This window comes from Vreelandella populi (assembly GCF_003989825.1).
GTDB lineage: Bacteria > Pseudomonadota > Gammaproteobacteria > Pseudomonadales > Halomonadaceae > Vreelandella > Vreelandella populi.
This window is the reverse complement of sequence record NZ_RZHE01000002.1, coordinates 256,996-278,210: the sequence shown is the minus strand read 5'-3', so window position 1 is coordinate 278,210 and position 21,215 is coordinate 256,996. Positions and strand designations below refer to the sequence as shown.

Annotated in this window: 20 protein-coding genes; 6 read left to right on the top strand and 14 right to left on the bottom strand. The window is 54.8% G+C overall.

Translation table 11 applies throughout. From position 1 onward, the window contains the following. Window positions 1-3: 3 nt before the first annotated feature. The 5 genes from rng to ELY25_RS01170 are packed head-to-tail and all read right to left on the bottom strand — an operon-like array spanning window position 4 to window position 4,626. Complete coding sequence (gene rng / locus ELY25_RS01190; RefSeq protein ID WP_126949476.1) at window positions 4-1,467, bottom strand: ribonuclease G; 1,464 nt, start codon at window positions 1,465-1,467, stop codon at window positions 4-6. Window positions 1,468-1,526: 59 nt separating this feature from the next. Next, window positions 1,527-2,132 (bottom strand): Maf family protein, encoded by a 606-nt coding sequence (locus ELY25_RS01185; RefSeq protein WP_126949572.1) that lies wholly within the window; start codon window positions 2,130-2,132, stop codon window positions 1,527-1,529. A gap of 2 nt (window positions 2,133-2,134) precedes the next feature. Next, entirely contained in the window at window positions 2,135-2,623 is a 489-nt protein-coding gene (gene mreD, locus ELY25_RS01180; protein WP_126949475.1) for a rod shape-determining protein MreD, read from the bottom strand. Beyond that, window positions 2,623-3,564 (bottom strand): rod shape-determining protein MreC, encoded by a 942-nt coding sequence (mreC, locus tag ELY25_RS01175; RefSeq protein WP_126949474.1) that lies wholly within the window; start codon window positions 3,562-3,564, stop codon window positions 2,623-2,625. The genes mreD and mreC overlap by 1 nt, the downstream gene beginning before the upstream one ends. Before the next feature lie 24 nt (window positions 3,565-3,588). Continuing rightward, window positions 3,589-4,626 carry a rod shape-determining protein gene (locus tag ELY25_RS01170; protein WP_018915723.1) on the bottom strand — a complete coding sequence of 346 codons (1,038 nt, stop codon included), beginning with the start codon at window positions 4,624-4,626 and terminating at the stop codon, window positions 3,589-3,591. Window positions 4,627-4,858: 232 nt separating this feature from the next. On the opposite strand from ELY25_RS01170, the gene gatC reads away from it, so the two are divergent. From gatC to gatB, 3 genes are all read left to right on the top strand, one after another. Further along, the gene (gene gatC, locus ELY25_RS01165) at window positions 4,859-5,146 is read left to right on the top strand and encodes an Asp-tRNA(Asn)/Glu-tRNA(Gln) amidotransferase subunit GatC (RefSeq protein ID WP_126949473.1); all 288 of its coding nucleotides are present in this window, start codon (window positions 4,859-4,861) and stop codon (window positions 5,144-5,146) included. A gap of 80 nt (window positions 5,147-5,226) precedes the next feature. Next, complete coding sequence (gene gatA / locus ELY25_RS01160) at window positions 5,227-6,690, top strand: Asp-tRNA(Asn)/Glu-tRNA(Gln) amidotransferase subunit GatA (protein WP_126949472.1); 1,464 nt, start codon at window positions 5,227-5,229, stop codon at window positions 6,688-6,690. Further along, window positions 6,690-8,144 (top strand): Asp-tRNA(Asn)/Glu-tRNA(Gln) amidotransferase subunit GatB, encoded by a 1,455-nt coding sequence (gene gatB / locus ELY25_RS01155; protein ID WP_126949471.1) that lies wholly within the window; start codon window positions 6,690-6,692, stop codon window positions 8,142-8,144. Before gatA ends, gatB begins: the two co-directional genes overlap by 1 nt. A gap of 72 nt (window positions 8,145-8,216) precedes the next feature. Here gatB and sixA read toward each other — a convergent pair whose 3' ends face one another. From sixA to ELY25_RS01135, 4 genes are all read right to left on the bottom strand, one after another. Continuing rightward, window positions 8,217-8,696, bottom strand: a complete 480-nt coding sequence (gene sixA, locus ELY25_RS01150) for a phosphohistidine phosphatase SixA (protein WP_126949470.1) — start codon at window positions 8,694-8,696, stop codon at window positions 8,217-8,219. After that, complete coding sequence (locus ELY25_RS01145; RefSeq protein ID WP_126949469.1) at window positions 8,689-9,756, bottom strand: NAD(P)H-dependent glycerol-3-phosphate dehydrogenase; 1,068 nt, start codon at window positions 9,754-9,756, stop codon at window positions 8,689-8,691. The genes sixA and ELY25_RS01145 overlap by 8 nt, the downstream gene beginning before the upstream one ends. Window positions 9,757-9,857: 101 nt before the next feature. Beyond that, a complete protein-coding gene (htpG, locus tag ELY25_RS01140) occupies window positions 9,858-11,762 on the bottom strand; it encodes a molecular chaperone HtpG (protein ID WP_126949468.1) in 1,905 nt (634 codons plus the stop codon). Window positions 11,763-11,861: 99 nt separating this feature from the next. Beyond that, window positions 11,862-12,209, bottom strand: coding sequence for a YkvA family protein (locus tag ELY25_RS01135; RefSeq protein WP_126949467.1), 348 nt, complete (start codon window positions 12,207-12,209; stop codon window positions 11,862-11,864). 119 nt (window positions 12,210-12,328) lie between these two features. On the opposite strand from ELY25_RS01135, the gene ELY25_RS01130 reads away from it, so the two are divergent. After that, the gene (locus ELY25_RS01130) at window positions 12,329-14,278 is read left to right on the top strand and encodes a transglycosylase SLT domain-containing protein (RefSeq protein WP_126949466.1); all 1,950 of its coding nucleotides are present in this window, start codon (window positions 12,329-12,331) and stop codon (window positions 14,276-14,278) included. Between the two features lie 32 nt (window positions 14,279-14,310). On the opposite strand, the gene ELY25_RS01125 is transcribed toward ELY25_RS01130, so the two are convergent. After that, window positions 14,311-14,967: a LysE family translocator gene (locus ELY25_RS01125; RefSeq protein ID WP_126949465.1), complete on the bottom strand. Its 657-nt coding sequence runs from the start codon at window positions 14,965-14,967 to the stop codon at window positions 14,311-14,313. Window positions 14,968-15,103: 136 nt separating this feature from the next. Between ELY25_RS01125 and ELY25_RS01120 the strand changes: the two genes are divergently transcribed. Further along, the gene (locus ELY25_RS01120; RefSeq protein ID WP_007114660.1) at window positions 15,104-15,307 is read left to right on the top strand and encodes a cold-shock protein; all 204 of its coding nucleotides are present in this window, start codon (window positions 15,104-15,106) and stop codon (window positions 15,305-15,307) included. Window positions 15,308-15,370: 63 nt separating this feature from the next. Here the strand turns inward: ELY25_RS01120 and ELY25_RS01115 are convergent, their stop codons facing one another. The 4 genes from ELY25_RS01115 to ELY25_RS01100 all read right to left on the bottom strand — a co-directional run bounded on the left by ELY25_RS01115 (window position 15,371) and on the right by ELY25_RS01100 (window position 20,392). Further along, window positions 15,371-16,150 (bottom strand): hypothetical protein, encoded by a 780-nt coding sequence (locus ELY25_RS01115; RefSeq protein ID WP_126949464.1) that lies wholly within the window; start codon window positions 16,148-16,150, stop codon window positions 15,371-15,373. A gap of 44 nt (window positions 16,151-16,194) precedes the next feature. After that, window positions 16,195-17,154, bottom strand: coding sequence for a lipid kinase YegS (gene yegS / locus ELY25_RS01110; RefSeq protein WP_126949463.1), 960 nt, complete (start codon window positions 17,152-17,154; stop codon window positions 16,195-16,197). Between the two features lie 37 nt (window positions 17,155-17,191). Further along, the gene (gene pepN, locus ELY25_RS01105) at window positions 17,192-19,822 is read right to left on the bottom strand and encodes an aminopeptidase N (RefSeq protein WP_126949462.1); all 2,631 of its coding nucleotides are present in this window, start codon (window positions 19,820-19,822) and stop codon (window positions 17,192-17,194) included. Window positions 19,823-19,906: 84 nt separating this feature from the next. Further along, a complete protein-coding gene (locus tag ELY25_RS01100; RefSeq protein ID WP_126949461.1) occupies window positions 19,907-20,392 on the bottom strand; it encodes a YajQ family cyclic di-GMP-binding protein in 486 nt (161 codons plus the stop codon). 208 nt (window positions 20,393-20,600) lie between these two features. Between ELY25_RS01100 and cobO the strand changes: the two genes are divergently transcribed. Beyond that, the gene (gene cobO, locus ELY25_RS01095) at window positions 20,601-21,200 is read left to right on the top strand and encodes a cob(I)yrinic acid a,c-diamide adenosyltransferase (protein ID WP_126949460.1); all 600 of its coding nucleotides are present in this window, start codon (window positions 20,601-20,603) and stop codon (window positions 21,198-21,200) included. Window positions 21,201-21,215 lie beyond the last annotated feature (15 nt).

The window sequence follows — 21,215 nt, the reverse complement described above, 5'->3', positions numbered from 1 at the left end:
AGGTTACATCAACACAATATCGTACTGCTCTTGCGAGTAGTGCTGCTCTACCTGAAAACGAATGGTTTTATTGATAAACGTTTCCAGGTCAGCCACCGCAGCTGACTCTTCGTCAAGAAGCCGGTCAACCACCGGTTGGGAAGCCAGTACCATATAGGTTTCCGGGCTGTAGGCGCGTTCTTCACGCAGAATCTCGCGAAAAATCTCATAGCAGACGGTTTCAGGCGTTTTAAGCGTTCCACGCCCGCCGCAAGTCGAGCACGCTTCACAAAGCGTTTGCTCAAGGCTCTCACGGGTTCGCTTGCGGGTAAGCTGCACTAGGCCAAGCTCGGTAACGCCGGTACATTTGGTTTTGGCGTGGTCGCGCTCCAACGCTTTTTCAAGCACACGCAGCACCTGGCGCTGATGCTCCACTTCAATCATATCGATAAAATCGATAATGATAATGCCGCCAAGGTTGCGTAACCGTAGCTGACGGGCAATGGCGGTGGCCGCCTCCAGATTGGTCTTGAAAATCGTCTCTTCAAGATTGCGGTGTCCGACATAGCCACCGGTATTAACATCAATGGTGGTCATCGCTTCGGTGGGATCAATCACAAGATACCCGCCCGATTTGAGCTGGACTTTGCGTCCAAGTGCCTTCTGGATTTCATCTTCAACACTGTAAAGATCAAAGATGGGCCGCTCGCCAGGGTAATACTCGATTCTATCTACCGCGTAGGGCATGAACTCTTCGGCAAACTCGACCAGCTTGATGAAGTTTTCGCGGGAATCAATGCGCACTTTTTCGATATCATCGCGCATGACATCTCGCAGGGTACGCATGAAAAGCGGCAGATCGTCATAAATGACGCTGGGTGGCGCTGCGGTTATCTTCCGCTCAGCCACCTTACGCCATATACGCAGCAAAAAGTGCATATCGCCAGCAAGCTCTTCATCGCCAACGCCCTCTGCCGCCGTACGTACAATAAACCCACCGCTGACCTCGAGAGTCTGACCGGCAATACTACTGTCCAGCAGTGCTTTCAGGCGCTCGCGCTCCCCCTCATCTTCAATACGCTGGGACACACCGTGATGCGGCGAGTCCGGCATATATACCAGGTAGCGTGAAGGAATCGAAAGATGGGTGGTAAGACGCGCCCCTTTAGTGCCGATGGGGTCTTTGGTGACCTGAACAACCAACGACTGTCCCTCGTGAAGCAACTGTCCAATGGCTTGCTGCTCATCACTTGGCGTACCCGAAGGCATGACCTCGTGGGCGTGTATGAACGCAGCGCGTTCAAGGCCAATATCAACAAAGGCAGCCTGCATACCAGGCAACACGCGAACCACTCTGCCTTTGTAGATATTGCCTACAATTCCACGTCGCCTAGAACGCTCAATAAGCGCCTCTTGTAAAACGCCATTTTCGACGAGCGCAACGCGGGTTTCCATTGGCGTCAAATTGATGAGGACTTCACCGCTCATGCAAAATTCCTTCTTGGTTCACGTATTCCACGCCGCTCATGCAGGCAGTGAGACGTCGACTAGGTGTGCGAGTAATAATGCCCCATCCAGATAGGCACCCCCTGTTGTTGCAATAACTGCGCCGTTTCATAAAGCGGCAGGCCAACCACAGCAGAGTGGCTTCCCTTGATCTCTTCTACAAAAATGGCGGCCAGTCCCTGAATGGCGTACCCGCCCGCCTTATCCGCAGGCTCGCCAGTCAGCCAATAATCGGCGATTTCCTGTGCGGTGATCTCACGCATTATGACATCAGTTGTCACAATGCTGCATAGCACGCCTTGTGGCCCGGTCACGGCAACTGCGGTCATTACCTGATGCGACCTGCCGGAAAGACGTCTCAACATGGTTGCCGCTTCTTGCGCATCAGCGGGCTTACCTAATATAGCGCCATCTACCACGACCGCGGTATCAGACCCTAGTGTGGGTAACGACGTTTTGGACATGGCGGCGGTTGCCTTGGCAACCGCCAGACGCTTTACATAAGCGCTGGCCGACTCGCCCGGCGACGGCGTTTCATCGACATGACTTGGCAGGATACTGACTCTAACACCGATAGAGGCCAGTAAATCTCGCCGCCGGGGCGATGCTGATGCCAGGCAAAGCACGCAAGAGGAGCCGCTTTCCATCATCAAGACCCAAGCAAGCGTCTTTCCAGCGCTTTAAACATTGTCGCCAGCCACGGCCATAAAAAAGCACTGATTAACGACGGTATCAAAAAGGAGAGATGTATCGAAAACTCACCGGTTAACGTGCGCAGCCACTGCTCGACCAGCTGCACCAGGCCAAGCAGCACTAGTACGAGCACCGATTGCTGAACCAGCGAGTAGGCGCGAAAGCGCGGATAGACCAGAGCGCACAGGAAAGCCAACAGCGACAAAATCAGCGCATGCTGACCAAGCGATGTGCCCTCAATCAAGTCCAACAGCACCCCGAGCACGAACCCGTGAAAGACGCCCACGCGATCAGGCGCACGCATGCACCAGTAAATCAGCATCAGGCCGATCCATTCCGGACGAAATACCTGCCACCCCTCAGCAAGAGGCATTACCTGTAGACAGAGCGCCAAAACCAGGCTAAACCACACCACTACCAGCGGTATTACGGGAACACGGGCCATCAGCGATCCTCCTCGGCGTCAGGTGGCTCGACCGGGGCGAGCCGCTGGGCGGCGTGTATCGCTTTTGCTGAAATGGCCATGGACTCATCCCAGATGGAGTCTTCGACTTCTTCACGCGGCGGCGGAAATAGCAGCAGGAAATGACGGGCACGCTGGAGCTGAGCAGTAGGTTCGGCCGTTACCCGCGCAAACGGCTGGCCGGGGTCATGATAGACCTCGGTAACTCTAGCCACGGGATAACCCGGCGGGAACCGCCCGGCAAGACCAGATGTGGTTAGCAGATCGCCTTCCCTGATATCTGCCGTGTCAGGCACGTGCAGGACGTTAACACTGCCATAACGCCCCGCTCCCTGAACAATAAAGCGCAGACCATTGCGATTGACCTGAACAGGCAGTGCATGGCTGGCATCGGCCAGCAGCAGTACTCGGCTTGAGTAGGCTGAAACGGCGGTTACCTGCCCCACAAGGCCCGATGCATCAATGACCGGCTGCCCCACGTACGCCCCGTTACGATGCCCACGGTCAACCACCATTTGATGACTGAAGGGATCGTTATCCAGAGACAGCAGTTCAGCGGTAATGTAGGGAATATCGCGACGCTCGCCGGCTTTTAACAGCTCGCGCAACTCGCTGTTTTCAGCCGTCAAGTTGGCCATCCGCTGCCCACGATGGGACAGCGTCAGGATCTGCTCACGCAGCCGACGGTTTTCGTCAACCAGCGCCTGCTGGTCAGACAGCGCGAGCGCGCCCCAATTTAACAGATCGCTAGGCACGCTAACGACCCACTGAATAGGCGCAACAACCATCGTCATTTGGGCGCGCACGTCTTCCATGCGTGTAAACCGGTGATCGACAAACATCAAGGCGCTTGCCGCCAGCACGCAGAAAAACAGCCGGTAGCCCGGCAGTGACCCGTGTGAAAATAGCGGTTTAATAGGCAATCCCCCGCGATAAACCGCTACAAATTAGTCGCTTGAGAGCAGCTCAAAAGTGTGCTGATCGATCATTTCAAGCGCTTTGCCACCGCCTCGTGCCACGCAGGTAAGAGGGTCTTCAGCCACAATAACCGGCAAGCCCGTTTCTTCGGCAATCAGCTTGTCCAGGTCGCGTAACAGCGCGCCGCCACCTGTCAGCACCAAACCGCGCTCAGCGATATCGGAAGCAAGCTCTGGGGGGGACTGTTCAAGTGCGCTTTTAACGGCAGCAACAATAGATCCCAGCGTTTCCTGCAGCGCTTCCAAAATCTCGTGTGAATTCAACGTAAAGCTACGCGGAATCCCCTCGGCCAGATTACGTCCGCGCACGTCGATCTCGCGCAGCTCGCCGCCTGGGTAGGCGCAGCCGATCTCTTCCTTGATTCGCTCGGCTGTCGCCTCGCCAATCAAGCTGCCGTAGTGACGTCGCACGTACGCGGTGATCGCCTCATCAAAACGGTCACCGCCTACGCGGATCGATTCTGAATAAACCACACCGTTGAGCGAAATAATGGCAATTTCAGTGGTACCACCACCGATATCGACCACCATTGAACCCTGTGCTTCCTCAACCGGCAGTCCTGCGCCAATGGCTGCTGCCATGGGCTCTTCAATCAGAAATACTTCACGAGCGCCAGCGCCTTCGGCAGATTCACGAATGGCGCGACGCTCTACCTGGGTGGACATACAGGGTACACATACCAGAACGCGCGGACTCGGCGTCAAGAACGTACTCTGATGCACCTTGCGGATAAAGTGCTGAAGCATCTGCTCGGTGACGGTAAAGTCGGCGATCACGCCGTCCTTCATCGGCCGGATGGCAGTAATATTGCCAGGCGTGCGCCCCAGCATGCGCTTGGCGTCAGCACCTACCGATGCCACGCTACGCATATTGCCAGATTGACGGATGGCGACTACGGACGGTTCATCGAGCACGATGCCACGACCGCGTACATAAATCAGTGTGTTGGCCGTACCCAGATCGATCGACAGATCGCTGGAAAACAGCCCCCTCAAACGTTTGAACATGGATGTTGTTACCTAGTGCAGACCGGGAACCCTGTGCGGATGCAAACGGTATCACCGCAACCCCCTGGCAGCAAGCACGAGTCGCTCTGAATACTGCCCGTGGAGGCCAAAATGTGGTACCTTTTGCGGCTATTTTCCACGTCTGATACATAAGACGTTTTTTTCGATGACTGACTGTATACCGCACAATGCGGAATATGTTCCATCACGTTTTAGCGAGGAAATTTCGATCATGGCGCTTGAAGAATCTCATGTGCGCCGGGCAGCACACCTGGCCCGACTCGCCGTCAGCGATGACCAAGCCACTGGCTTTGTAGACGATCTAAGCCGCATTCTGGACATGGTCGACCAGCTTCAAAGCATTGATACAGAAGGCGTTTCACCACTCGCTCACCCCCTGGATGCGACCCAACGCCTGCGTGCAGACGAAGTAACAGAAACCAACCAGCGTGATACATTTCAACGTTGTGCTCCGGCTGTGGAAAACGGCTTGTACCTGGTTCCCCGTGTTGTTGAATAACGGGTTGAATAAAAAAATCCAGGGTTTTCAAGCCGCTGTTTTTATATTTTTCTTTCGTTCCCAATCGGAGCATTTGGGTTATGCATGATAAAACTTTAACGCAACTCGCAGCCTCGCTAAAAAGTGGCGAGTTTTCCAGCCGTGAGCTGACTGCGCACTATTTGCAAAAAATCGAGAAAACCGACGGCAAGCTCAATAGTTTCATTACCGTGACCGGTGAACAGGCACTTGATCAGGCAGAAGCCGCCGATAAAGCGCGCGCGGGCGGAGGAGATACGGGCATACTTACCGGTATCCCACTCGCCCTGAAAGATATTTTCTGTACGCGTGATGTAAAAACCAGCTGCGGTTCCAAAATGCTGGACAACTTCATCGCTCCTTACAATGCCACGGTAGTGGAAAAGCTGAGTGCGGCAGGCACCATCAGCCTGGGTAAAACCAATATGGATGAGTTCGCCATGGGCTCCTCCAATGAAAACAGCCATTTTGGTCCGGTTAAAAACCCTTGGGATCTGAAAGCGGTACCGGGTGGCAGCTCCGGCGGCAGCGCTGCGGCAGTGGCCGCTGGCCTGGTCCCTGCTGCCATGGGTACCGACACGGGCGGCTCAATCCGCCAGCCGGCCGCGTTTTGTGGTATTACCGGCTTGAAGCCCACATACGGACGCGTTTCGCGTTATGGCATGATTGCCTACGCTTCAAGCCTTGACCAAGCAGGCCCCATGGCGCGTAGTGCCGAAGACTGCGCGCATCTCATGAATGTGATTGCCGGACACGATGTGCGCGACTCTACAAGCGTTGCCCGTGGCGTACCGGATTACACCGAAACCCTGAATGCGCCTCTCTCGGGTTTGAAAATCGGTCTGCCAAAAGAGTATTTTGGCGACGGGTTAGCGCCCGAAGTGGAAAAAGCCGTGCGCGATGCGGTGAAAATGTATGAGTCCCTGGGCGCAACCGTGCGTGAAGTGAGCCTGCCGCACACCCACTATGCGATTCCGGCCTACTACGTCATTGCGCCGGCCGAGGCTTCCTCCAATCTATCGCGGTTTGACGGCGTGCGCTTTGGTCATCGCTGTAAGGAACCGATCGATCTGATGGATCTTTACAAGCGCAGCCGCGCAGAAGGTTTCGGTGAAGAGGTCAAACGGCGTATTCTGATTGGCACGCACACGCTATCAGAAGGCTTTTTTGACGCCTACTACACCAAGGCCCAAAAAGTACGCCGCCTGATCCGTCAGGACTTCCTCGACGCTTTTGAAGAGGTTGATGTACTGATGGGCCCGGCAGCGCCTACGCCCGCCTTTGATCTGGGTGCCAAAAAAGACCCCGTATCCATGTACCTGCAGGATATCTATACCATCGCCGTCAACTTGGCGGGTATCCCCGGCATCAGCGTACCGGCTGGCTTTGCAGGCGGCCGCCCGATCGGGCTGCAGATTCTGGGTACTCACTTTGCCGAAGCGCAGCTTCTCAATGTGGCACATCAGTACCAGCAAGCAACGGACTGGCACCTTCAACTTCCCGCTATCGCCGAGGAGAACGCCTAATGCAATGGGAAACCGTAATTGGGCTTGAAGTCCACGTTCAGCTCGCGACCCGCTCCAAGATATTTTCCGGCGCATCTACCGCATTTGGTGCCGAACCTAATACTCAGGCGTGCGCCGTTGATTTAGGCCTTCCTGGAACACTGCCTGTACTTAACGAGCAGGCTGTGGCCATGGCCGTGCAGTTTGGCTTGGCGGTCCATTCCGATATTGCTGAAGTATCGGTATTTGACCGTAAGAACTACTTCTATGCCGACCTGCCCAAAGGCTATCAAACCAGCCAGATGTATCACCCCATCGTGGGCCCAGGCGAGGTGGAAATTACGCTGGATGACGATACTACCAAGCGTATCCGCATACACCACGCCCACCTGGAAGAGGACGCTGGCAAGTCATTGCACGAAGATTTTTTGGGCATGACCGGCATCGATTTGAACCGTGCGGGTACGCCGCTTCTGGAAATCGTCTCCGAGCCGGATATGCGCAGCGCCAAGGAAGCGGTGGCTTACCTCAAGGCGATCCACGCCATCGTGACCTATCTGGGTATTTCCGATGGCAACATGGCAGAAGGCTCCATGCGCTGCGATGTCAACGTCTCAGTGCGCCCCAAAGGGCAGGAAGCGTTTGGCACACGGGCTGAGATCAAGAACGTCAACTCGTTCCGCTTTGTCGAGCGCGCCATTGCCTTTGAAGTCGAGCGTCAGATCGAACTGATTGAAGACGGCGGCACCGTGGTTCAGGAGACGCGCCTGTTTGACCCGGAGCGCGATGAAACCCGCAGCATGCGCACCAAGGAAGAAGCCAACGACTACCGCTACTTCCCCTGCCCGGATCTGCTGCCTGTGGTGCTTGATGAGGCGTATCTTGACCACCTGCGCAGTCAGCTGCCTGAGCTCCCTGCTGACAAGCGTGAGCGCTTCCAGAGTGAGCTGGGTCTTTCCGCTTATGATGCCAGCGTGCTGTCAGCAAGTCGCGAGATGGCCGAGTTCTTCGAGGAAGTGCATCACGTGTGTGGTGATGCCAAACAGGCTGCCAACTGGGTACAGGGTGAGCTTTCTGGCGCACTTAACCGCGAGAATTTGAGCATCACCAACAGCCCCATCTCGGCGCGCCAGCTGGGTGAGCTGTTAAGCCGTGTGATGGATGACACCATCAACGGCAAGGCGGCAAAGCAGGTTTTCCAGGCGCTGTGGAACGGCCAGGGCGAAAATGCCGACGAGATCATTGAAACCAAAGGCCTCAAGCAGGTAACTGATACCGGCGCTATCGAAGCAATGATTGATCAGGTCATTGCCGAAAGCCCGGCTCAGGTGGCTCAGTACCGCGATGCAGAGCCGGACAAGCGCGGCAAAATGATTGGCTACTTTGTGGGCCAGGTCATGAAAGCCTCACGGGGAACCGCTAACCCGCAACAGGTTAACGGCGTACTGAAAGCCAAGTTGGATGCGCTGCTCTAAACGCAGGTTACTAGCTTGTATAAAAAAACGGCGGCTCTTTAGCCGCCGTTTTCATTGATCGTCTGGGTAAAGCTAGGTCAGTTGACTGGGCTGGGTAAAGCGCTTCAACCGCGCGCAGCCTGCCGCCCATACCTCCGCTTCCAGCTCGGCAATGGCGGCGGTGGCAAATCCTATCCCCTGTTCCGACCTGCCCTCCACCAGCAACCCTGTCAGGTTACCCACTAACGGCATATGACTAACCAGCATGATGGGCGCGCCTTCCGGCTGAGTTAACAGCCACTCGGCTACCGCGGCCGGGTCGTCCTCAGGAGTAATAAACTCAAGCGTTTCCAGCGGGCAACCTAACGCCTTGCCGATCAGCTCAGCGGTTTGTTGAGCGCGGGCATAGGGGCTTGCACAAAGGATGGGGCGGGCATCATCTTTTCCCATGCGCGCAGCCAGCCAGCGCGCCATGGTAGCCGCCTCGCGCTCACCGCGTGGGGTCAACAGGCGCTGGCTGTCCGGGAACCCAGGAGCAGCTTCACCGTGGCGCATGATCAAAAGGTTATTCATGCCAACCTCTATTTTCCAGGTGTGCTTGTTGCACTGCTTCACGGGGCAGAATAAATTCCACATCGCTGCTTTGCTCACCCATCATCAGCGTACGCGCCATGTCCTGCGCCGGTACGCCATCAAACAGCACGCGATAAAGCCCTTCGGCCAGGGGCATATAAACCCCCATTTCCTGAGCCTTGGCACACACCAGCTTGACCGTATTAACCCCTTCCGCCACTTGACCCAACGCGGAAACGGCCTCCTCCAGGCTGCGCCCTTCACCCATGGCGTGCCCTACGCGGTAATTGCGTGAAAGACTGGATGAGCAGGTCACGATCAAATCGCCCACGCCTGCCAACCCCAAAAATGTCATGGGGTTAGCGCCTTGGGCCACCGCAAAGCGGCTCATTTCCGCCAGCGCTCGGGTCATCAGCATGCTGCGGGTATTTTCGCCCATGCCCAAGGCAGCAGCCATGCCGGCCGCGATGGCGTAAATATTTTTTAGCGCGCCGCCAAGCTCCACCCCATGGCGGTCGTTACTGGCGTAAACACGAAAATAGCGACAACCTAACGCCTGCTGGACACGCGTACGAGTGAGCGCATCGGCGCTGGCAATGACGGTTGCTGTCAGCTGTTTATCCGCTATTTCAGAGGCCAAGTTAGGACCTGCAATTACTCCAATATGGATAAATCCGGTTTCCTGCTCCAGCACCTGGCTCATCAAAAAAAAGCTGTCCTGCTCAATTCCCTTGGTGGTGCTTACCAGAATCTGGCTGGGCTTTAGCCAGGGCTTGGCCGCCTGCACTACACTGCGAAAGGCCTTGGAAGGTATTGCGATCAGCACTAGCTCAGCATCGTCCAATACCGACTGCAGATCCGTTGAAGCATGGACGACGGGATTCATCGCATAGTGAGGCAGATAGCGACCATTGCGATGCTCTTGATTGATTTGAGCGACCAGCGTTTCATCACGCATCCATTGACGCACGTGGGCACCGTTATCCGCCGCGATGCTTGCCAGGGCAGTGCCAAAACTGCCGCCGCCCAGCACCGCGACCTTGATTTGCTGCTCAGCCATAGGGATGTCCTAAGAGTCTTGCAAGAAAGTCTGGCTACTTTATCAAAACAAACGGCCCGTCTGGGAATCCAAACGGGCCGTTATAAGTCAAGCGACTGCGCTTACGCCGTCAGCACACTATTTAAGCGCTTCACATAGGCGGCCGGATCATCCAGATGGCCCCCTTCAGCGATAATCGCCTGGTCAAGCAGAATATGCGCAAGATGGGTAAACAGCTCGCCTTCGGCGCCTTCCAAACGCGCAACCAGGGGGTGCTCCGGGTTAAGCTCAAGAATCGGCTTCACCTCAGGCATCTTCTGCCCGGCGGCTTCCATGATGCGGCGCATCTGGTAACCCATTTCGTGTTCAGGTAACACGACACAGGCCGGGGAATCGGTCAAGCGATGGGTAACCTTGACTTCCTGTACGCCGTCATTGAGCGCCTCTTTCACGCGCTTGACCAGATCTTCCTTGGCCTTGGCGGTTTCTTCCTGGGCCTTTTTCTCGGCCTCATCTTCCACGTCACCAAGGTCCAGCTCGCCTTTTGCCACATCCGCAAACGACTTGCCGTCAAACTCGGTGAGGTGGCTCATCAGCCACTCATCAATACGGTCAGACAGCAGCAACACTTCGATGCCTTTCTTGCGGAAGATCTCCAGGTGCGGGCTATTCTTGGCCGCGTTGAAGCTGTCGGCGACCACGTAGTAGATCTTCTTCTGACCTTCCTTCATGCGCTCGACATAATCAGCAAGCGACTGGTCTTGCGTGGCCGTGTCGGTATGGGTAGACGCAAAGCGCAGCAGCCCGGCCACTTTTTCGCGGTTTGCGAAGTCTTCACCTGGCCCTTCTTTCAACACGCTGCCAAAGGTGTTCCAGAATGTCTGGTACTGTTCGCTGTCTTTGGAAAGCTTCTTCAGCATGTCCAACGCACGTTTGGTCAGCGCCCCCTTGATCTTATCGACCTGCGGGTCCTGCTGTAAAAGCTCGCGGGAAACGTTGAGCGACAGATCACGGGTATCCAGCACGCCCTTGATAAAGCGCAGGTAAAGCGGCAGGAATTGCTCAGCATCGTCCATGATGAACACGCGCTGCACGTAGAGTTTAACGCCGCGGGCGCCGTCGCGCTCATACATGTCAAACGGCGCACGACCCGGTACATACAGCAGGCTGGTGTATTCAAGCTTGCCTTCTACCTTGTTATGGCTCCAGGCCAGCGGGTCGCTGAAGTCGTGGGCAACGTGCTTGTAGAAAGCCTTGTACTCGTCGTCAGAAACCTCGCTTTTAGGACGTGCCCAGAGCGTAGTGGCTTCGTTAACGGTTTCCCAGGTGGTTACTTCACTGCCTTCGATGTCGTTACCTTCATCATCCTTGGCAGTTTCCGTCTTGGGCATGCGCACGGGTACTTCGATATGATCAGAATACTTGCGCACCAGGCTTTGCAGACGGTAATCGTCGGCAAATTCCTTGGCATCTTCTTTTAGGTAAAGAGTAATTTCGGTGCCATGAATCTCACGCTCAATATCGGCAACGGTAAATTCGCCCTCCCCCTTGGAGCGCCACTCTACGCCTTCAGATGCTTGCGTGCCCGCTTTACGGGTACGCACGGCAACTTCGTCAGCGACAATAAAACCCGAGTAAAAGCCCACACCGAACTGACCGATGAGCTTGGCATCCTTCTGCTGCTCGCCGGACATCTGCTTGAGAAATTCCGCTGTTCCCGAGCGCGCAATAGTACCCAGGTTAGCGATGACGTCTTCACGGTTCATACCAATACCGTTGTCGCGCAAGGTAATGGTATTGGCTTCTTTGTCGTGTTCAATTTCAACGCGCAGTTCGCTGTCACCTTCGTACAGGGCATCGTTATCCAGCGCTGCATAACGCAATTTGTCACAGGCGTCAGCAGCGTTGGAAATCAGCTCGCGCAAGAAAATCTCCCGGTTCGAATACAGGGAGTGGATCATCAGATTAAGAAGCTGCTTAACTTCTGTTTGAAAGCCTAAAGTTTCTTCGTGGGTCGCAGTCGTCATACGCCTAGCCCTCATCAATCACGTTGTGCTTAATGCTCCTGCCTTATGAGCAGGAGCGAAAAATTGTGTGAACTGAATATGGGGATAAGCGAAGAGATTTCAAGAAGCTGAATGCGCAGAAGAGGCAATATCGATATCGCCTTGCTTCCAGGCACGGTAATCCGCCAAGCGCTGGTCAATACGATTTAAAAGCCAACCAACAATAATGACGTCATCAACAAGGCCAATAAGCAGGAGAAAATCCGGGATTAAGTCAAACGGCATGACAAAATAAGCGAGCGCCAGTGCCATCATACCAAAAGCGGACCATGGCACGGGGCGAAAACGGCCGCTGATGACATCGCGCGTCATAGGTACAAACTGCGTCAGCGCCCGCCCAATGCGTTTAATCGCCCACACGCGGGATTTAAGTCGACGAAATAACCACCAAGCGGATAATCGAGCCATCGTAATTGAATCCTCCAATCGTAATTGAATCCTCCAAGTGTCACGATTGTCTGAACATTATTTGACTACTTAGTTCACTATAGCGGCTGTCAACCCGCTAGCAATCAAGAGAGAGTGTTATGCAGGCATCGTCATTTCGATCCCCTTTTCGTGCCCTATGTGCAGCGCTTCTGGTGGGCTTGCCCACCGCATCGTGGGCCGCTTCCGATAGCGCCATGCGCGATGCGCTGGAAGCGGCCCGTCAACAGCAGTGGCACCGCGTGGACGAGCGTGCCATCGAAGGCCATATCCTGAGTGGTTACGTCGAATACCATCGGCTGCGCAATCAATTGCCTCACCTATCGCCTGGTCAGGTACAAAACTTTATTGACCAGCATAGCGACTCGCCCCTGTCGGAATGGCTACGCGGCCAAGCCATTGCCAAGTATGGCAATGCCGGGCGCTATAGCGATTTACTCGCAGTGGCCGATGGTGAACCAGAAGGGACCACTCGGCAGTGCTACTACTACGCCGCCCTGATGGATTCACAGCCCCAGACGGCTGCGGAAGCCGGGCTTGAGCTATGGCTTCAGGGCAGCTCACAACCCGACGCCTGCGACCCGCTCTTTAACCGTCTGCGCGCCAATGGCACCATTGATGCAACGGCCATCTGGGAGCGCAAGATGCTTGCCTGGCAGGCCGGCGAAACCCGTTTGTCAGACTATCTGAGCGGGCAGCTAAGCGGGCAGTGGCAAACGGCCATCGAGACCGCGGACCGGGTGGGTAACCAGACGCGGGAAATTCTCTCCGCACCCGCCTGTCTTGGCCCTGAGTGCGCGGCAACGGCAAGTTTCTACCAGGCCGCCATGCAGCGCTTTACTCACGAAGATACGCCAGCGGCGCTTGCCGCCTGGCAATCCATGGCATCTAGTCTGAACCTGATGCCCAGCGACCGGCAGGTTATTGAAGAGGAACTGGCGTTCTATGCGCTGGTACGTGACGTACCGGGTGCAATCAACTGGGTGGATAATGTTCTTCCCTCTCTTGAAAGCGAGCGCGTACTGGAACTTCGTGTGCGCCGTGCGCTGGCCGAGCGCCGCTGGCAGGATGTAATGCACTGGATCGCAGAAATGCCGGCCGACCAGCAGGGCAACAGCCGCTGGCAGTACTGGCTGGCCCGCGCCAATGAACAGCTGGGCAACCAGGAAGCCGCCGCGGCCCGCTATCGCCAGGCCGCAACCGACCGCAGTTTCTTTGGTTTTGCGGCCGCTGAAAAAATAGGCCAACCCTACCAGCTTAATCTTGAGCGCAACCATTTCGACGAAGCCTCCCGTACACGCACGGCTCAACTTCCCGCCGTTCAGCGTACAGAAGCCTTGCTACGCATTGGTGAAGATGGCCTTGCCAATAGCGAATGGCTGTATGCCGTACAGAATGGCTCACCTCAGCAGGCCCGCGCGCTTGCCGATTATGCCGATCACCAACAGTGGCATGCACGCCTGGTACAGACCACCATTGCAGGCAGTATGTGGGACGCCCTTGACTGGCGGTTCCCGCAGGCGTACCGGGACAGTTTCATGCACTGGGGCCGTCAAACCGGTGTAGATCCTTATCTCTTGATGGCAATTACGCGCCGTGAAAGCGCCTACAACCCGGTAGCTCTTTCACCCGCAGGAGCGCGTGGCTTGATGCAGCTAATGCCTGGGACCGCAAGTCTGGTCAGCCGCCAGTTGGGTATCGCTGACCCCGGCCCATACGGCATTCTGGATCCTGAGCTCAATATCCGCCTTGGCAGCACCTATCTGCGCGACAAGTTGAACCGCTACCAGGGCAATCGCTTGGCTGCAGCGGCTGCGTATAACGCAGGGCCGGGGCGCGTTGATCAGTGGTTAGGCAACGGGATGGAGTCATTCGACCTGTTTGTGGAAAGCATTCCCTTTCGGGAAACGCGGGACTATGTTCAAGCGGTGCTTAGCTACCGGGTTATCTTCGAAAGCCTTGCCAACGGCGGCAATAGCGAGGGTGTCTCGTTACTCAGCGAAAACGAGCAGCAGGTACGCTATGACCGTGCCCTTTTAGCCCGTCGTTAACACACGTATCTCTGCCCCTTGCTTGCGCCCGGTTATACCGGGCGCTGTTCCATGGCCAGGCGAATACCCAACGCCACCAGCACCGTACCCGTAGCCGCATTCAATACTTGTGCAAAGCGTGGGCTGGCCAGCCACTTGCCAGCACTACCAATCATCAGCACCACGCCAATTTGCCAGATGTTGGCGATCACGAAATGCACGCCCGCAAGCCAGAGCGACTTCAGAAGTGCCGGGTCGCCGGGGGCGATGAACTGGGGTAAAAACGCCATATAGAACACAATGGTCTTGGGATTGAGCACATTGGAAAGTAATCCCTCTTTAACCGGTTGCCAGAGTGGAACAGCGCTCGCAGCACCCGTCATGCTTTTAACGGGCAGCGGCTGGCCACGCCGCGCGGCAAGCAAGCTCGTGATACCCAGCCATACCAGATACCCCGCCCCCGCAAGTTTCAGAAGATGAAAGGCCCAGACAGACTGAAGCAGGATCAGTGAAATTCCCAGCGCCGAGATAGTGGCGTGCACAAACAGGCCACAGCAGATGGCAATACTGGTGATGACACCATCGCGAACGCCTCCCCGAGCGGTATTGCGAATGACCAGTAGCGTATCCACGCCAGGCGTGATTGATAACAGCGTAATCGCAATCAAAAAGGCCACAAACTGCGAATCCAGCAAGCTCATTAGCGTCATAAAAGGGCACTCAAAAAGGGAGGAATAAACTTTAGATCATCACTGGACGATCCATTTTTTTACATCTAAAGTGTTTTAGCGGGCAAGCATAATGGTTGTTCGCTTGAACATTATAAGCATGTTAAGGAAACGCATAATGGCAACTGGTACTGTTAAGTGGTTCAACGACACGAAAGGCTTCGGCTTCATCTCTCCTGATGATGGCGGAGACGATCTGTTTGCCCACTTCTCCGAAATTCAAGCTGAAGGCTTCAAGACCCTGCAAGATGGTCAAAAAGTCAGCTTTGAAGTGACTCAGGGTAAAAAGGGCCTTCAGGCTTCCAACATTCGCCCTGCCTAAGCCTTGTCGAATGTAGCAAGGCCCGCTTTGGCGGGCCTTTTTATTGCGCGCTTATTCGTTTTTTTATTGATTAGTCACCGTTTCATCAGCTTCAGTTGGTTCACCGGTTTCTATATTTTCGTCTGCGTCTTCACTTAGAATAGCCCCACGGCTGCGGCTACTATTATGCTCTCGCTCGATTTCTTCAAACTGCTCTTCCAGGCGCTGTTGCGCTTCTTCAAAACGGCGCTCAGTATCCTCGATCAGCGCATCAACATCGGTTGCTTCCAGGTTATCGTCAAGGCGTGAACTCTCAGGCAGACTGCTCTGCGCTTCCCAATCTGTGGAGAACGTTTCCTCGTCAAAAGGCTCCTGGCCAGCGTCTTGCTGCTCGACCTCCTGGAACTGCTCTTCTAGGCGCCGCTGCGCTTCCTGAAAGCGCTGCTCAGTCTCCTCAATCATCTGGTCTACATCTGAGCGTGTCGCTTCACCCGGCATGGCGCTGCCTTCTTCCAATATGTCATCCGGGTCGGCCGCCAGGGTTGATTCATCAGCTTCAACTTCTTCACCTACTGACGTTTCGGGAGCGGCTACTTCGTTTTCCGTGTTGCCACGTAGGGCTTCAGCACGCTCAAGCTCTTCAGCAGCCTGACGCGCCTCAACGTCGTCTTCAATTTCATCAGGGCTTGGCATTTGGGCTGCATTTTCAGCAGCTTCTGGCGCCTCTTGCTCTTGCACTACCTCATCCTCGGCTATCGACGAGGGCTCATCAGGCGTCAGGTTAGCCTCTTCCTGAGAGTCGCCACAGGCACTAAGTAACAGTGCCAGTGTGGCAATAGCAGGCATCCATAAACGATTAACCATTAGTTCCTTCTCCTTAAGCAACTCTCTTCAAAGACTTCGCATAACTAATGCCGATCATTGGTCGATAGCAGCGTACAGCCTTCTGGTAATAATACGCGCAGTGCCAATGGCACTACTTCAGCACAAAAACGATCATACTGACACGCTTCGCCATCCAGTGTTAATGGCCAGGCAGGATCATCGCGTTGGGTCGTGACGGTGAACTGACTTGTCGTAAAATAGCGTACGTACTCTCCATCAGACGGAAAGCTTTGCAGCTCGTTCATCAGCGTGGGCAACTCTTTCACGGAACTGAAATCCTTGACCAGCAGTACATCCAAACGGCCATCATCAAGTTTGGCACGGGGCGCAAGCACTTGGCCGCCGCCGGACTGCCGCCCATTACCTAGCGCCAGCAGGAGCAGAGATACGTTTTGTTCCTGATCTCCCCAGTGCAATGTGCCGCGATAACTGCGATGCCCCCAAGCTTTCAGCGCACCCATGACAGAGTAGGCGCCTCCTCCTAGCATGCGTTTAAGTGTTTTGGGGGTTGATGATGTAATTTCAGCACCAAACCCGCCGGTAGTCATGTTGACGTAGTACTGAGTCGAGCTTTTATCGCTTTCCTCGGCCGTGACGCGCACCACATCAATCGGGTAAGACGTTAATGTCATTGTCGCAGCCAGCGCAGGGCCTGGCTCTAGTGGTAGTCCGGCCGAGGTCGCAAAGTCATTGGCGCTACCCAGTGGAACGATGCCCAGCGCAGGGCGCCTGTCATGGGCAACGCGCATTAGCCCGTTTACCACTTCATTGACCGTACCGTCCCCACCGCAGGCAACCACATGCGTAATACCCGCATCAGCCGCCTCTTCGGCAAAGAGAGCGGCATCGCCCCCCTCCCATGTTGAGCGCACGGTAATCAGCATCCCTGCCTTTCGCTGCTCTTCAACGGCTTCGCGCAATGCCGGGTTCCCGGCAGATTTACCATTTATAATAAGTAAAAACCGCTGCTGTGCGTCTGTCACCAAGGTATCCCTTTCATGGTTGAATGGCTGGTGTTGCTTACGCCAGCGCTTTTTCGACTACCTCATATACATTAGAAGATAGCGGCTCTTTCTTAATGCGCTCCAACTGAGCACGCATCAACGACTGCCGGTTTTCATCAAACCGTTGCCAGCGGGTTAGCGGGGTGACCAAGCGTGCGGCAATTTCCGGGTTCAGGCGGTTTAGCTCGATGACCACATCGGCCAGTAGCGCATAGCCCTTTCCGTCCAGGCGATGGAAGTTGACTCGATTCTGCGCAAAAGCCCCTATCAAAGCACGCACTTTATTGGGGTTCTTGATTGAAAACGCCGGCTGTTGCATCAAAAACTGTACCCGTTCGAGCACGTCAGGCTGGGGACGTGTTACCTGGATGGTAAACCACTGATCCATTACCAGCGGGTCATGCGCCCACTTCTCGCCAAACGCTTTCAATGCAGGGGCAGACAGATCGTCACGATCGCTATGCACCAGCAGCGTCAGCGCATGACGCACATCGGTCATGTTGTGATCGGCGGCTACCTGCTCTTCGCAAAGCGCGACGGCTTTTTCATCCTCTATCGACATCAAATAGCTTAGCGCTATATTTTTAAGGCTGCGCTGGGCTATTTGCTCGGGCGTTGGCGCATAAGGCTCATCGGTACGGTTTGCTTCAAAGATAGCCATGAATTCGGCGCGAAGCACCAGGGCCAGCGATTGACGCACAAATTCACGCGCCGCGTGAATGGCGTCCACATCGACAATGGGCTGCTGCTCGGCAATGTAAGCTTCAGAAGGCAGAGTCAGCATTTCTGACAAGACGGCTTTATTGGCGGTCGACCCCGTCAAAAGGGCCCTAAATGCTTCCGTAACGCGGCTATCCATGACTTTTTCAACGCCATTACGATGCGCTGCGATCAGGTCATCCAATGCCAACATTGCCAACCGCTGCCCCGCATCCCAACGGTTGAACCCGTCGCTATCGTGAGTCAGCAAAAACGCCAATTCCTCGCGGGAATAGGGAAAGTTCAACTTTACCGGCGCAGAGAAATCGCGCAGTAGCGAAGGTACGGGGGCTTCGGCCACATTAGTGAATACAAAGGTATGCTCGTCATCGCGCAGGTGAATAACGGCGTCTTTGCCCAACTTTTCACCGGCCAGGGTCAGCGTTAAATCTTGGCCCGATTTGGTGCCTACCAGACCCATGCGTATAGGAATATGCAGTGGCAGCTTTTCCGGCTGCCCAGGTGTTGCCGGGGTGCGCTGACGTAGTGTGAGACGATACTCGCTATGAACATAGTCATACTCGCCATAGGCATCAATTTCGGGCGTACCGGCTTGAGAGTACCAGCGCATAAACTGACTAAGGTCTTCCCCTGATGCTTGAGCCATGCACTCTACAAAGTCTTCGATCGTGACCGCTTGGCCATCAAAGCGCTCGAAGTAGGCATCTGAGCCGCGCCGGAAATTTTCCCACCCGACCAGATTGCACAGCATACGCACCACTTCGGCCCCCTTTTCATAGATCGTCAAGGTATAGAAGTTGGTAATCTCTATGAAATGGTCCGGGCGGATGGGGTGCGCCGTGGGGCCTGCATCTTCGGCAAACTGTGCCGTACGGAAAAAGGAGACATCCTGGATCCGCTTGACGGGTGCCGAGTTGGTATCTGCTGAAAAGCACTGATCACGAAAAACCGTAAAGCCTTCTTTCAGGGATAGCTGAAACCAGTCACGGCAGGTAACACGGTTGCCCGACCAGTTGTGAAAATATTCATGAGCCACAATGCCTTCGACATTCTGGAAAGCGGCGTCGGTGGCAGTCTGCGGGTGAGTCAACACAGCAGCGGAGTTGAAAATATTCAGCCCCTTGTTCTCCATGGCACCCATGTTGAAGTCGTTAACGGCCACAATCATGAAGAGGTCCAGATCGTACTCACGTCCGTACGTTTGCTCATCCCACACCATGGAGCGCTTGAGCGACGCCATGGCATGCTCTGTTTTATCCAGGTTTTCCTCTTCAACCCAAATCTGGAGCGTGACATCGCGCCCACTCATGGTCGTGAAGTGATCTTCCACTTTATGGAGATTGCCCGCTACCAGGGCGAACAGATAACAGGGCTTGGGATGCGGGTCTTCCCACTTGACGAAGTGTCGGCCCCCCTCCAACTGCCCGCTAGCAACCGGGTTGCCGTTGGCCAACAGGATGGGTTCTTTCTGTAAATCGCCAATGACCGTGACAGTAAAGGTAGCCATGACATCCGGGCGATCCGGATAGAAGGTAATACGCCGAAACCCCTCGGCCTCGCACTGGGTACAGTACATACCGCTTGACTGGTAGAGGCCTTCCAACGCCGTATTGGTACTGGGAGCAATCTCCACCTCGCTTTCCAGGCTGAAGCTGGCCGGTACGGTGTGGATTCTCAAACCGTTATCGTCGAGCTGATAGTCAGCTTCCGTCAGGGCGTTTCCATCAATGGCCAGAGAGATCAGTTTCAGCTGCTCGCCATCAAGTACCAACGGTGCTTCATCGCTTATCTGGTCATTGCGCTCAATCAATAATCGCGCTTTTACACGGGTGGCGGCAGGGTCAAGATCAAACGTCAGCTCGGTATGGGTAACACGATAGGCGGGCGGCTGGTAGTCGCTTAAATAAACCGGCTGCGGATCAGACATAGTGCGTAGCTCCATTGGTAAACGATTGCTTGATAATCGGCGATATCAGGGCAGTAGCGTGCACTGCCCTTATTGCGCTGAGGTTCAGTCTCGGAAGTTATCGAACTGCAGCGGTAATTCAGGCCCTTCTTCGCCGCGCAGCAACGCCATTACGCTTTGTAAATCGTCGCGTTTTTTACCGGTAACCCGAACTTTTTCACCTTGAATCTGGGCCTGCACCTTAAGCTTACTGGCTTTGATGCGCTTAACCACATCCTTGGCTTCTGCCTGATCAAGACCCTGCTTTAAAATGACATCCTGGCGTGCTTTTACGCCCGAAAGCTCAGGATCTTTGATATCCATGCAACGCGCATCAATGCCTCGGGCGATGAGTCGACTGCGCAGTACATCCAGCATCTGCTTAAGCTGGAAATCAACTTCAGCTTCCAGCTGCACTTTTTCACCTTCGAGGGCAAAGCTTGCATCAACGCCTTTAAAATCAAAGCGCGACTGCACTTCACGGTTGGCCTGGTCGACAGCGTTCGTGGCTTCGTGCTGATCGAATTCCGACACGATATCAAATGAGGGCATGACATTTATCCTAGCAAGACATGACTCATCATTTTAGAGCAGCAACACCCCTACCGGCCAATTCTGTTGCCGATTAGCAATAAAAATTTCCTTACGTATTAGCGACAAGCCGTAAACCATGCAAATTTTATTCATCGTTGTACGCATTGAACACGACATACCGTACGCTATGCGAGTTTCAATCGAACGATGTGGTAAAGGAGTGACCATGACTGATCGCAACACGCGCCATAAGGCATCAATGGAAAAACTGAAAGCCCACGTAGATGAAAAGGTAGCCAGCGCGACCGAGCAGCGCGGCCTGCTGCTGATCAACACTGGCAATGGCAAGGGCAAAACGACAGCCGCATGGGGCACCGTTACTCGATCACTGGGCTACGGCTATAAAGTGGGCGTGGTGCAGTTTATCAAAGGCCTTTGGGAGTGCGGTGAGCGAAACCGTCTGGAAGACGACCCGCATCTTGAAGTGGTCATCATGGCAACCGGGTTTACTTGGGAAACACAAAATCGTGATGCTGATACACGGGCCTGTCAGGCCGTATGGAAAGACGCCGAACGCATGCTGGCCGACCCTGACACCTACCTAGTCGTGCTGGATGAACTCACCTACATGCTAAAATTTGGCTACCTGGATATTGCCACCGTCAAGGCAGCCCTCGAGAACCGACCGCGCGAGCAGACGGTCATCATTACTGGGCGCAATGCACACCGCGAACTTGTCGCCATGGCCGATACCGTAACGGAAATGCAGGAAGTGCGTCATGCGTTCAATAACGGCTTACAAGCACGACGGGGTATCGATTTTTAAACGCTAATCTCTTAA

Coding starts and splice junctions, on each gene's coding strand:
- rng (WP_126949476.1), bottom strand. CDS start 1,467: ATGAGCGGTGAAGTCCTCATCAATTTGACGCCAATGGAAACCCGCGTT.
- ELY25_RS01185 (WP_126949572.1), bottom strand. CDS start 2,132: ATGGAAAGCGGCTCCTCTTGCGTGCTTTGCCTGGCATCAGCATCGCCC.
- mreD (WP_126949475.1), bottom strand. CDS start 2,623: ATGGCCCGTGTTCCCGTAATACCGCTGGTAGTGGTGTGGTTTAGCCTG.
- ELY25_RS01170 (WP_018915723.1), bottom strand. CDS start 4,626: ATGTTCAAACGTTTGAGGGGGCTGTTTTCCAGCGATCTGTCGATCGAT.
- gatC (WP_126949473.1), top strand. CDS start 4,859: ATGGCGCTTGAAGAATCTCATGTGCGCCGGGCAGCACACCTGGCCCGA.
- gatA (WP_126949472.1), top strand. CDS start 5,227: ATGCATGATAAAACTTTAACGCAACTCGCAGCCTCGCTAAAAAGTGGC.
- gatB (WP_126949471.1), top strand. CDS start 6,690: ATGCAATGGGAAACCGTAATTGGGCTTGAAGTCCACGTTCAGCTCGCG.
- sixA (WP_126949470.1), bottom strand. CDS start 8,696: ATGAATAACCTTTTGATCATGCGCCACGGTGAAGCTGCTCCTGGGTTC.
- ELY25_RS01145 (WP_126949469.1), bottom strand. CDS start 9,756: ATGGCTGAGCAGCAAATCAAGGTCGCGGTGCTGGGCGGCGGCAGTTTT.
- htpG (WP_126949468.1), bottom strand. CDS start 11,762: ATGACGACTGCGACCCACGAAGAAACTTTAGGCTTTCAAACAGAAGTT.
- ELY25_RS01135 (WP_126949467.1), bottom strand. CDS start 12,209: ATGGCTCGATTATCCGCTTGGTGGTTATTTCGTCGACTTAAATCCCGC.
- ELY25_RS01130 (WP_126949466.1), top strand. CDS start 12,329: ATGCAGGCATCGTCATTTCGATCCCCTTTTCGTGCCCTATGTGCAGCG.
- ELY25_RS01125 (WP_126949465.1), bottom strand. CDS start 14,967: ATGACGCTAATGAGCTTGCTGGATTCGCAGTTTGTGGCCTTTTTGATT.
- ELY25_RS01120 (WP_007114660.1), top strand. CDS start 15,104: ATGGCAACTGGTACTGTTAAGTGGTTCAACGACACGAAAGGCTTCGGC.
- ELY25_RS01115 (WP_126949464.1), bottom strand. CDS start 16,150: ATGGTTAATCGTTTATGGATGCCTGCTATTGCCACACTGGCACTGTTA.
- pepN (WP_126949462.1), bottom strand. CDS start 19,822: ATGTCTGATCCGCAGCCGGTTTATTTAAGCGACTACCAGCCGCCCGCC.
- ELY25_RS01100 (WP_126949461.1), bottom strand. CDS start 20,392: ATGCCCTCATTTGATATCGTGTCGGAATTCGATCAGCACGAAGCCACG.
- cobO (WP_126949460.1), top strand. CDS start 20,601: ATGACTGATCGCAACACGCGCCATAAGGCATCAATGGAAAAACTGAAA.